Source organism: Celeribacter baekdonensis B30 (genome assembly GCF_000299875.1).
Lineage (GTDB): Bacteria > Pseudomonadota > Alphaproteobacteria > Rhodobacterales > Rhodobacteraceae > Celeribacter > Celeribacter baekdonensis_A.
In genome coordinates, this window is sequence record NZ_AMRK01000007.1 from 130,047 (window position 1) to 142,160 (window position 12,114).

9 protein-coding genes are annotated in these 12,114 nt (G+C 59.9%); 8 read left to right on the plus strand and 1 reads right to left on the minus strand.

The window, feature by feature from the left end; all coding sequences use genetic code 11:
* The first annotated feature begins 125 nt into the window (after positions 1–125).
* The 8 genes from B30_RS13270 to B30_RS13305 all read left to right on the plus strand — a co-directional run bounded on the left by B30_RS13270 (position 126) and on the right by B30_RS13305 (position 10,545).
* A complete protein-coding gene (locus B30_RS13270) occupies positions 126–1,766 on the plus strand; it encodes a BCCT family transporter (protein WP_009572615.1) in 1,641 nt (546 codons plus the stop codon).
* Between the two features lie 95 nt (positions 1,767–1,861).
* On the plus strand, positions 1,862–2,224 hold the full coding sequence (gene folB / locus B30_RS13275; protein WP_009572616.1) for a dihydroneopterin aldolase: 363 nt from the start codon (positions 1,862–1,864) through the stop codon (positions 2,222–2,224).
* A 360-nt stretch (positions 2,225–2,584) separates the two neighbouring features.
* The gene (locus tag B30_RS13280; RefSeq protein WP_009572617.1) at positions 2,585–3,838 is read left to right on the plus strand and encodes a sarcosine oxidase subunit beta family protein; all 1,254 of its coding nucleotides are present in this window, start codon (positions 2,585–2,587) and stop codon (positions 3,836–3,838) included.
* Between the two features lie 13 nt (positions 3,839–3,851).
* On the plus strand, positions 3,852–4,154 hold the full coding sequence (locus B30_RS13285; protein WP_009572618.1) for a sarcosine oxidase subunit delta: 303 nt from the start codon (positions 3,852–3,854) through the stop codon (positions 4,152–4,154).
* Positions 4,151–7,141, plus strand: coding sequence for a sarcosine oxidase subunit alpha (locus B30_RS13290; RefSeq protein ID WP_009572619.1), 2,991 nt, complete (start codon positions 4,151–4,153; stop codon positions 7,139–7,141). The genes B30_RS13285 and B30_RS13290 overlap by 4 nt, the downstream gene beginning before the upstream one ends.
* A 13-nt stretch (positions 7,142–7,154) precedes the next feature.
* Positions 7,155–7,709, plus strand: coding sequence for a sarcosine oxidase subunit gamma (locus B30_RS13295; RefSeq protein WP_009572620.1), 555 nt, complete (start codon positions 7,155–7,157; stop codon positions 7,707–7,709).
* 18 nt (positions 7,710–7,727) lie between these two features.
* Positions 7,728–8,996 carry a serine hydroxymethyltransferase gene (gene glyA / locus B30_RS13300; RefSeq protein WP_009572621.1) on the plus strand — a complete coding sequence of 423 codons (1,269 nt, stop codon included), beginning with the start codon at positions 7,728–7,730 and terminating at the stop codon, positions 8,994–8,996.
* A gap of 139 nt (positions 8,997–9,135) precedes the next feature.
* The gene (locus B30_RS13305) at positions 9,136–10,545 is read left to right on the plus strand and encodes an L-serine ammonia-lyase (RefSeq protein WP_009572622.1); all 1,410 of its coding nucleotides are present in this window, start codon (positions 9,136–9,138) and stop codon (positions 10,543–10,545) included.
* Positions 10,546–10,679: 134 nt separating this feature from the next.
* On the opposite strand, the gene fdhA is transcribed toward B30_RS13305, so the two are convergent.
* On the minus strand, positions 10,680–11,867 hold the full coding sequence (fdhA, locus tag B30_RS13310; protein WP_009572623.1) for a formaldehyde dehydrogenase, glutathione-independent: 1,188 nt from the start codon (positions 11,865–11,867) through the stop codon (positions 10,680–10,682).
* Between the last annotated feature and the right edge of the window lie 247 nt (positions 11,868–12,114).

Consider the following 12,114-nt stretch of genomic DNA (forward strand, 5'->3'; position numbering starts at 1 on the left):
TCGCGCGTGTCAGTGCTTTGCTGAGCTTCGCCACATGGCACGCGCGCCCGTAAATTTTGAACAAAGGTCCATCAAGAGACCTAACGGCGGGACCTACCCGCATAACCGACAATGGAGGGATATCCATGACTGCCCCAAATGATTCCGAACAAACGCCCCACGAGGCGCCACCAGAGAGCGCCATCGACACCGATTACGACATTGGTCAGGACAACATCGAAGGCACTCTCGGGCCATTCGGCTTTGACCTGCACAATCCGGTTTTCCCGATTTCGGCTCTGACTGTCATCGCATTTGTTGTCTTCACACTGCTGTTTCCCGAACTGGCTGGCACGACGTTCAGCGCGGTGTTTTCTTTCGTAACCAAAGGTTTCGACTGGTTCTTTATCGGCGCAGCGGATATTTTCGTGATCCTTTGCCTCGTGATCGTCATCAGCCCCTACGGCAAAATCCGTTTGGGTGGCCCAGATGCCAAACCCGATTTCACCTATACAAGCTGGTTCGCGATGCTCTTCGCGGCTGGCATGGGCATCGGCTTGATGTTCTACGGTGTGTCGGAACCGCTGAGCCACTTCTCCTCGTCTCTGGGCGGCGTCGTCGTCGGCGAAAACGGTATTCGCACCGACTGGGCCCCATTGGGTGCCGCAGCTGGCAACGAAGCCGAAGCGATCCGTCTCGGCATGGCTGCGTCTATTTTCCACTGGGCCCTGCATCCTTGGGCGATCTACGCCATCGTGGCCCTGAGCCTTGCGCTGTTCTCCTATAACAAGGGTCTGCCGCTGACGATCCGTTCCGCCTTTTACCCGATCTTCGGGGAACGCGTCTGGGGCTGGCCGGGTCACATCATCGACATTTTGGCCGTGTTTGCGACCCTGTTCGGTCTCGCCACCTCTCTCGGGCTTGGGGCTGCTCAGGCAAACTCTGGCTTCAACAAACTCTTCGGAATGCCGATCAACGACACGTCTCAGGTGATCTTGATCTGTGGCATCACTGCGGTCGCCTTGTTCTCCGTGATTCGTGGCCTCGAAGCCGGGGTCAAACTGCTCTCCGAGATCAACATGGGCGTCGCCTTCTTGCTCTGGGCTTTCGTGCTCATCGCCGGGCCGACGCTGCTCTTGGCCACTGACATGCTCGACTTCCTTGGCGCCTACCTTAAATACCTGCCAGCGCTGTCGAACCCCATCGGTCGTGAAGACGTCAACTTTGCTCAAGGCTGGACCTCCTTCTACTGGGCTTGGTGGATTTCCTGGTCACCGTTCGTGGGGATGTTCATCGCCCGCGTCTCTCGTGGTCGCACCGTGCGCGAATTCATCATCTCCGTGCTGCTCGTGCCGTCTCTCGTTTGTGTGGCCTGGATGTCCGTCTTTGGTGGATCCGCAATCAGCCAGGTTGTCCGTGACGGCTACACCGCCGTGGCCGAAGCCGCTCTGCCATTACAGCTCTTCACCATGCTCGACGCCATGCCTTGGACCTCTATCACCTCCTTCATCGGGATCATTCTGGTCATCGTCTTCTTTGTGACCTCCTCAGACTCCGGGTCTCTGGTGATCGACACCATCGCCGCCGGTGGTAAGGTGGATGCGCCCGTGCCGCAGCGTGTGTTCTGGTGCCTTTTCGAAGGAATCGTCGCCATCGTCCTGCTGCTCTCAGCCGGTGGTCTTGGGACTTTGCAGTCCATGGTGATCTCGACTGGCCTGCCCTTTACAGTGGTGCTTTTGGTCATGTGTGTCGCCATCTGGCGTGGTCTGGCCTCAGAACCGCGCTGATCTAAAGGGCTTTTCCCCCGCCCCACTCTCGCCGCCGGATGTATATGCCGGCGGCGTTTTCATTCCTTCCCCCCTGCTCTTTCGTCGAGGCCCCCATGTCTGACCGGATTTTTATCAGCAATCTATGCCTCTACGGCTTTCACGGTGTAATGCCCGAGGAACAACGCATCGGGCAAAGGTTTTACATTGATCTGGCTTGTGAACTTGATCTTGCCCCTGCGGGTGAGGCGGATGATTACAACCTCACCACCTGTTACGATGCCCTGTGCCGACTGGCGCAAACCACCTCAGACAGCGGCCCGTTCAACCTGATCGAAACGCTGGGGGAACGCATTGCACAGGCGGTTCTGAGCCAATTCAGCTCGGTGAACTCGGTGCGCGTCACTGTGCGTAAACCCTCGGCCCCGATTCAGGCCAGCCTAGATCATGTTGGTATTGAAATCTTGCGCCGCCGCTAAAACCATAACGCCCCCACCATAGGACAAATGCGGCACGTGCAAACAGGACCGCCCCTCCCCGCTGCGTCGCAGAGTTACGCCCCTCTACAGATGTTTCTCGCGGAATGGGTCGCGCCTTGGACACTGGCCTCGAGTCGATCTCAATTGTGGCCAAAAACCAATAAAACTAAGGGAGATTATGCCAAAATTCTATGCAGTATCCAGATTAGAACAGGCCCGACCCGTTAGGATTTTCGACTAAGACGACAAAAACGTGACGATGACGCATACCTTCACCATCTGTGGCGCAAATATCCGATTATTCGCCCGTTGAAGACGCAATCATCGTCCAATCCCTTCTCTCGCAGAGAAAGTTGCACGATGACTCGCTTCAATGCACTGAACCTTGTTAAGAACGCCCTGACCGGGCACAAAAACTGGACCGAGCAATGGCCGGACTCCCAGCCGAAAACCGAATATGACGTCGTCATCGTCGGGGCTGGTGGTCACGGGCTTGGCGCCGCCTACTATTTGGCCAAACAGCACGGCATCACCAATGTCGCCGTGATCGACAAAGGCTGGCTCGGGGGCGGCAACACGGGCCGGAACACCACGATCATTCGCTCGAACTACCTCTACGACGAAAGCGCGCGTCTGTTCGACCACGCGCTGGACCTGTGGCAGGACCTGAGCCAGGAACTGAACTACAACGTCATGTATTCCAACCGCGGCTGTCTGATGCTGGCCCACACAGTGCATGACGTGCAGAGCTTTAAGCGTCACGTGCATTCCAACCGTTTGAACGGTGTGGACAACCGCTGGCTGACCCCGCAAGAGTGCAAGGAATATTGTCCGCCCATCAATATCGCGCCGGATGCCCGCTACCCGGTGATGGGTGGTGCGTTGCAAGAACGCGCCGGGACCGCCCGTCACGACGCCGTGGCTTGGGGTTATGCCCGTGGTGCCGCCGAGCGTGGCGTGGATATCATCCAAAACTGTGCCGTCACCGCGATCCGCCGCCACCCTGACGGGTCCGTCGCCGGGGTCGAAACCGAGAAGGGCTTTATCAAAGCCAAAAAGGTTGCCGTCTCTGCCTCCGGTCACAACTCCATGGTGATGGAAACCGCTGGTGTACGTCTGCCGCTTGAAAGCACGCCGCTTCAGGCGCTGGTCTCCGAGCCGGTCAAACCGATCTTCCCCTGTGTGGTGATGTCGAACGCTGTGCACGCCTATTGCAGCCAGTCTGACAAAGGTGAATTGGTGATCGGCTCCGGCACCGACCAATACGTGTCTTATTCGCAGCGGGGTGGTTTGCCTCTGATCGAGCACACGGTTGCCGCGATTTCCGAGGTTTTCCCCATCTTCAACCGGATGCGCATGTTGCGCAAATGGGGCGGCATCGTTGACAACACACCGGATCGTTCCGCGATCATCGGCAAAACCCCGGTGCAAAACCTCTACGTCAACTGTGGCTGGGGCACCGGCGGGTTCAAAGCCACACCCGGCGCAGCCCACACGCTTGCGTGGACCGTGGCCAAAGACGAACCGCACCCGATCAATGCGCCTTTCACGCTGGATCGTTTCCGCACCGGCCGGCTGATCGACGAAGCCGCCGCCGCCGCCGTGGCCCACTAAGGAGAGACATAAAATGATTCAGATTCATTGTCCCTATTGCGGCGAAACCCTGCCCGAACTGGAATTCGCCTATGCCGGTGAAGCCCATATTGTCCGTCCGGAGTCCCCCTCGGAGCAGACAGACGAAGAATGGGCAGCGTTCCTTTTCCTTCGTGACAACGTGAAAGGCCCGCATTTCGAACGCTGGCGCCATGCCCATGGCTGTGGCCGGTTCTTCAACGCGGTGCGCAATACGATCACCGACCGTTTCTACATCACCTACAAAGCTGGCGAACCGCGTCCGGATTTGGCCAAGCTTCTGGAGGAAAGCAAATGAGCAAACATCGCCTTCGTGGACGCGGTCGCGTCGACGCCTCCCAACCCGTCGTTTTCACGTTTGACGGCAAACCGTACACAGGCCTGAAAGGCGACACCGTCGCCTCTGCCTTGCTCGCCCATGGCGTGCACCTGATGGGCCGGTCGTTCAAATACCACCGTCCGCGCGGTGCCATCGCCGCCGGGTCCGAAGAGCCGAACGCGCTGATCGGTACGCGCCGCGGGCCGGGCCGGTTCGAACCGAACACCCGCGCCACGGTGCAGGAAATCTGGGACGGCCTGGAGACCAACTCGCAGAACAAATTCCCCAGCCTGAAATGGGACGTGGGCGCCGTCAATGACGCCGCTTACATGCTGTTTTCGGCGGGCTTTTACTACAAAACCTTCATGTGGCCGCGGTCCTTTTGGGACAAGGTTTATGAGCCGTTCATCCGCGCCGCGGCCGGTCTCGGTGTCTCGCCGTCTGAAGAAGACCCGGACACCTATGCCTCGCGCTATCTTTACTGCGATTTGCTGATCGTGGGTGCGGGTCCCGCCGGGATTGCCGCCGCACGCGAAGCTGCGGGCAAAGGCCTGTCGGTCGTGTTGGTGGATGAGAATTCGGAAATGGGCGGGACACTTTTGTCCGAACCACAGTCCAAGATCGACGGCAAATCGGCGTGGACCTGGCTAGAAGACGAGTTGGCCGCCCTGAAAGAGGCCGGTGTCAAGCTGATGACCCGGACCACGGCGATTGGCTACTACCACGAAAACATGATCGGCATGGTCGAGAAACTGACCGACCACCTGCCGACCCTGCCCGCAGACACACCGCGCGAGCGAATGTGGCGCGTGCGTGCGAAACAGGTCGTTCTGGCGCAGGGCGCGCTTGAAAAACCGCTGGTGTTCCATGGCAACGACCGTCCGGGCGTGATGCTCGCTGGCTCCGCGCAGACCTACCTGCATCGCTATGGCGTCAAAGTCGGGGAAAGCCCCGTCGTCGTCACCTCGCATGACAGCGCGTGGTACGCAGCTTTTGATCTTCAGGCGGCTGGTGCCTATGTGCAGGCCATTGTCGATACCCGGCCGCAAGTGCGTCAGGATCTTCAGGCCGAGGCCCGCACCCGCGGCATCCCGGTCAAACTTGGCCACACGGTCACGGCGACCGGCGGTCGTCTGCGCATCAACACGGTGCGAGTGAACCCGCTCAACGGCACCCATGTCGGCAATGGCCAGTGGATCAAATGCGATGCGCTTTTGATGTCTGGCGGCTGGACCCCGTCGCTGCACCTGTTCTCGCACACCAAGGGCAGCCTGATCTGGGACGACGATCTGACCACGTTCCTGCCCAAGGATACACCAGAAGACTGCATCATCACTGGCGCGTCGCGCGGACTTTGGGGCGTCGAAGCCGCGCTCAAAGACGGGTCTGTACGTGTTGGTGAAGCGCTGAGCAAACTGGGTGTCGAGGCCACGGTCTCTGACTACACCGTCGCGGACGACCGCGTCGGCACAGGCGTCACCATGCGCGAATTGCCGACCGATCGCAGCGCGGGCAAAGCGAAAGCTTTTGTCGACTTCCAAAACGATGTGACCGCAAAAGACCTGCGTCTCGCCGTGCGCGAGGGCATGCGCTCCATCGAGCATGTGAAACGCTACACCACCAACGGCATGGCAACCGATCAGGGCAAGATGTCCAACATCAACGGCCTGAACATCGCCGCCGACGCTCTGGGCAAAAAGCAACCGCAGGTGGGTCTCACGACCTTCCGCCCGCCCTACACGCCGACCACCTTTGGGGCCTTCGCGGGCTATCACCGCGGCGATCATTTCGAAGTGGTCCGCAAGACCCAGATCGACGGTTGGGCCGAAGAAAACGCAGCCGTGTTTGAACCCGTGGGCCAGTGGCGCCGGGCGCGGTACTTCCCGAAAGCGGGTGAGACCATGGATCAAGCCGTGGCGCGCGAATGTGCAGCGACGCGGGCTTCCGTGGGCATCTTTGATGCCTCCACTCTGGGCAAGATCGAAGTGGTCGGGCCGGATGCGGCCGAATTCGTCAACCGCATGTACACCAACCCGTTCATGAAACTTGCACCGGGCAAGTGCCGTTACGGTCTTCTTTTGGGCGATGACGGATATATTCGCGACGACGGTGTGATCGCACGCATTTCCGACGAACGGTTCCACGTGACCACCACCACCGGTGGGGCTGCGCGGGTGCTGACGATGATGGAAGACTACCTCCAAACCGAGTGGCCCGACCTGAATGTCTGGCTCACCTCGACCACAGAGCAATGGTCCACCGTTGCGGTGAACGGACCGAATGCCGCGAAACTGCTTCAGCCCTTCGTCAAGGATTTCGCCCTGACCGAAGACAATTTCCCGCACATGTCCTGCGTCGAAGTTGAGGTTGCGGGCTATCCCGCGCGTCTGTGGCGCGTAAGCTTCACCGGCGAGATCGGCTTCGAGATCAACGTGCCCGCCCCTTACGGTCGCGCACTTTGGGAAACCCTGTGGGACGCGGGTCAGGCATATGACATCACCGCCTACGGGACAGAAACCATGCACGTGCTGCGCGCTGAAAAGGGCTACATCATCGTCGGTCAGGACACTGACGGTACGGTGACCCCCTATGACGCGGGCATGGGTTGGGCGGTTGGCACCAAGAAAGCCGACTTTGTTGGGATGCGCGGGCTGAAGCGGCCCGATCTCGTCGCGAAGAACCGCAAACAGCTTGTCGGTCTGGTGACCGAGGACCAGTCCTGTCTCGAAGAAGGGGCCCAGATCGTCTTGGATCCGAACCAGCCCATCCCGATGAAAATGGTCGGTCACGTGACCTCGTCTTATCATCAGGGCACAACGGATCACCCGATCGCATTGGCGTTGGTCGAAGGTGGCCATTCGAAAATGGGCGAGACGGTTTATATCCCGATGCCCGACCGGACCATTGCCGCGAAAGTCACCGGGACCGTCTTTGTCGATCCTGAAAACGCTCGTTTGAAAATCTGATTGGAGGTCAGACATGTCCAAGCATATCTCTTCTCTGGCTCCATCGGTCGTGGTGGATACCGCGGCTGCCCATGTGGCCGTCACGCCAATGACCGGACGGATTTCGCTGCGCGCGCGCGGCGATCTGGCGGCGATCGGCAAGGCCATTGGCGTCAGCTTGCCGACCCAAATTGGCATCTGCGCCAAAACTGACGGGATTGAGGTTGTGTGCCTCGGCCCTGATGAGTGGACCCTGCTTGTGCCGCTCGATCAGATCGAAAAGGTGCAAGGCGCTTTGGCGACCCTCGCCCCGTCGTTGCCGCACTCGATGACCGAAATCACCGGACGCGAGATCACCTTTCAGATCGAAGGCCCGCACGCCGCTGACCTGATGAGCATTGGCTGTCCGCGCGACATTTCCACCATCAAGGTGGGTCAGGCGCGCCGCACGCTTTTTGACGGTGCCACCGTCGTTCTCTGGCGCGATGCCGAGACCAGTTTCCGCATGGATGTCTGGAACAGCTTCGCCCCTTTCCTTGCCTCAACCCTTGAGACCGGTGCGAAAGAACTCGCCGCCGAACTCGCTTGACCCCGAAGGATTTTCCGCATGTTTGACCGCCTGCAAAGACCCGAGATCGCCGATGCCGATGTTGCTTCCGCGATTGGTGAGGAACTCGACCGTCAACAAACCCAGATCGAACTGATCGCTTCCGAGAACATCGTGTCCCCGGACGTGATGGCCGCGCAAGGTTCTGTGCTGACCAACAAATACGCCGAAGGCTATGCTGGCAAGCGCTACTACGGTGGCTGTGAGTTTGTCGACAAGGTTGAAGTGTTGGCCATTGAGCGCCTGAAGAAATTGTTCGGGGCCGAATACGCCAACGTGCAGCCGCACTCCGGCGCGCAGGCCAATCAGGCCGTGTTCCTGGCGCTTCTGCAACCGGGCGACCGTATCATGGGTCTTTCGCTGGCCCACGGCGGTCACCTGACCCACGGCTCTCCTGTGACCATGTCCGGCAAATGGTTCGATGTCGTCTCCTATGAGGTCGACCCTGAAACCCACCTGATCGACATGGAAAAGGTGCGTGAGAAAGCGCTCGAAACCAAGCCGAAGCTGATCGTGGCCGGTGCCTCTGCCTACCCGCGCGTCATCGACTTCGAAGGCTTCCGCAAAATCGCCGACGAAGTGGGCGCCTACCTGATGGTCGACATGGCGCACTATGCCGGTCTGATCGCGGGCGGCAAATACCCGAACCCGGTGCCGCACGCGCATGTGACCACCTCCACCACCCACAAGACCCTGCGCGGTCCGCGTGGTGGCGTGATCTTGTCGAACGACGAAGCGATTGCGAAAAAACTGAACTCCGCCGTCTTCCCGGGCAATCAGGGCGGCCCGCTGATGCACGTCATCGCAGCGAAAGCCGTGGCGTTTGGCGAGGCGCTTCAGCCGTCCTTCGCGGACTACGCCGGTCAGGTGATCGAGAACGCGAAAGCTCTGGCGGACGTTCTCAAAGTCGGCGGTCTGGGCATCGTTTCTGGCGGCACCGATTGTCACATGGTTCTCGTCGATCTGCGCCCAAAAGGCGTGACCGGCAAAATGGCCGAGATCGCTTTGGAACGGGCTGGTCTGACCTGTAACAAGAACTCGATCCCGAACGACCCGGAGAAGCCTTTCGTGACCTCCGGCGTGCGTCTGGGCACCTCTGCGGGCACCACACGTGGGTTCAAAGAGGCCGAGTTCGAACAGATTGGCTCGCTGATCCTGCGCGTGCTCAACGCCTTGTCGGACAATCCCGAGGGGGACGCCGCGGTCGAAGCCGAGGTTCTCGCAGACGTGCGCAAACTTTGCGCCGATTTCCCGATCTACGGCGCATAATCCAGACGCGGCATCCCGCCGGGGGGTGCCGCGCGGCCCGAACACATGTTGATCTTGGATTGATCGCCTGATTGATCGCTCGATATACCTCCGGGGCCTGTCGTAGAACACGCAGGCCCCGATTTGCGAAAGGCTTCCCATGTTCCTGTCTGTCTTCGACGTTTTCAAAATCGGCATCGGGCCCTCTTCGTCGCACACGATGGGGCCGATGGTCGCCGCCGCGCGGTTCATCGAAGAACTCCACGACCGGAATTTCAATATTCCCGGCGCGGGCAAACTTCATCGTCTCGGCGCCAGCCTTCACGGTTCCCTGGCCTTTACCGGCAAGGGCCACGCCACCGATCGTGCTGTCCTTCTTGGGTTTTGCGGCTATACGCCGGAGACCCTTGATCCCAACGCAATCGACGAGATCGAAGACCGGGTCCGGCGCGAAAAGGTCGTGCATCTGGAGGGTCTGGGCACGCTTGCGTTCGATCCTGACGTGGATCTCGTTTTCGACTGGGGCCCCCCGCTTGAAGGCCATGCCAACGGGCTGATCCTGAAAGCCTTCGACAAAGCCGGTAACGCCTATCAAACGCGCACCTTCTATTCCATTGGTGGCGGCTTTGTTGTCACCGCCGAAGAGTTGGCCGCGCAGAAAAACGACACCCAGAGCCTGCACAACGAAAAAGCGGCACGGGCTTTTCCCTACCCCTTTGGCTCTGCCAAGGAGATGCTCGATATGGGCATCACGTCCGGCAAAACCATTGCCGAGATGAAACGTGCCAATGAGCGCAAAGTCTATGGTGCCGATCTGGAACCGAAACTTGACCGGATCATCGAGACCATGAACGAGTGTATCGACCGTGGACTTGCACAAGACGGCATCCTCCCCGGTGGGCTGAACGTCAAACGCCGGGCCAAGGGCATCCATGAATCTCTGAAGGCCGAACAAGGTCTCAACATCACCGCACCGCATGTCGCCAACGACTGGATGAGCGTCTACGCCATGGCGGTGAACGAGGAAAACGCCGCCGGGGGCCGGGTCGTGACCTCCCCCACCAACGGGGCGGCAGGTGTTGTCCCGGCGGTGATGCGCTATTATCGCCATCATTGTGTCGGCGCGAGCGACGCGAAACTGCGCGACTTTTTGTTGGTCGCAGCGGCCATTGGCGGGCTGATCAAACACAACGCCTCAATCTCTGGTGCGGAAGTCGGGTGCCAAGGCGAAGTGGGATCTGCGGCGGCAATGGCGGCGGGCGCGCTGTGCGCCGTGCTGGGCGGCACCAATGCGCAGGTGGAGAACGCCGCTGAAATCGCTCTGGAACATCACCTCGGCATGACCTGTGATCCCGCGGCCGGGCTTGTTCAGGTGCCATGCATCGAACGCAACGCGCTTGGCGCGATCAAGGCGGTGTCGGCGGCATCTCTGTCCCTGCGCGGCGACGGCACGCATTTCATGCCGCTCGACAACTGTATTCAAGTGATGTTGGAAACCGGGCGCGACATGAACCTCAAATACAAAGAGACGTCCACGGGTGGCATCGCGGTCAATTTGCCGGAGTGCTGATCTTCCCCGTGTGACAGGCCTCAAAACGCGCGCAGCTTTGGCTTCGCGCGTTTTTCTGTGTTGGTTCTTCGCCCAACGCGCACGAAAAAGGGCGACCCATGGGGCCGCCCTGTCCGTGTCATCTCGCAAACGGGTCAGCTTGCTTTCAGCATCCCATGCGGGTCGAGGACGAATTTCTTCGCGGCCCCGTGATCGAAGGCATCGTAGCCCGCCGCGGCGTCTTCGAGAGAGATGATCTGGGCATTCACGATTTTCGCAATCGGCAAACGACCATGCAGGATCGCCTGCATGAGCTGACGGTTGTATTTCAGCACCGGCGTCTGACCGGTGTGAAAACTCTGAGCTTTCGCCCAACCCTGACCGAAGCGCAGCGACAGGCTACCAACTTTGGCGGCTTCGTCCACAGCGCCCGGATCTTCGGTCACGTAGAGGCCGGGGATGCCGATGGAACCTGCAACACGGGTGATTTCCATCATCTGGTTGAGCACGATGGCGGGCTGTTCGCCGCCGGTGTGACCGCGGGCTTCAAAGCCCACAGCGTCAATGGCGGCATCCACTTCGGGGCTACCAGTGATTTCGGCGATCATCTCGCCAAGGCGATCGCCCTTGTTCAAATCGACCGGGACAAACCCCATCTTGGCGGCGTGATCGAGGCGCTCTTTGTTGAAATCACCGATCAGAACCACAGCCGCCCCGAGAACCTGAGCGGAAGCCGCCGCAGCCAGACCAACGGGACCCGCGCCTGCGACATAGACGATGGAGCCGACGCCCACACCCGCCTGAACCGCACCGTGAAACCCGGTCGGAAGAATGTCGGACAGCATGGTCAGATCGGTGATCTTGTCGAGGGCTTGATCACGATCCGGGAACTTCAGAAGGTTGAAGTCGGCGTAAGGCACCATGACATAGCGCGCCTGACCGCCGACCCAGCCGCCCATATCGACATAGCCATAGGCCCCGCCTGCACGTTCGGGGTTCACGGTGAGACAGACGCCCGTGTCCTGTTCTTTACAGCACCGGCACCGGCCACAAGCGACGTTAAACGGCACGGAGACGATGTCGCCGATCTCAAGCATCTCGACGTCAGAGCCTTTTTCGATCACTTCGCCGGTGATCTCGTGACCGAGGACAAGGCCCTCGGGCGCGGTGGTGCGGCCACGCACCATGTGCTGGTCGGAGCCACAGATGTTGGTGGACACCACTTTCAGGATCACGGCGTGACCGAGCTTGCGCCCATCCGGCGCGGCCATGGTCGGGTCTGCAATGTCCTGAACCTCGACCTTGCCGGGGCCCATGTAGACGACACCTCTGTTGGAACTCATGATATATCCTCCCATTGCGAGCGGGCTAGGCCGCCCTCTTACTTGCACATGTTCAGGGATCGAACGCTCCGTCCTCTCGGAGCGAGCCAACCCCTTGCACGTTGCGGACTGGCCGCACGCGCGTCCGTTCAGCAGACAGTGTCAGGCCGGGTCGAGGCGCGGAGAGATGAGGCAAACGCGCAGGACATTTGCGCCAGATGTAAAAACGCGCCCTTCCCAGCGGAAAGGCGCGCAATCAGGACAGATG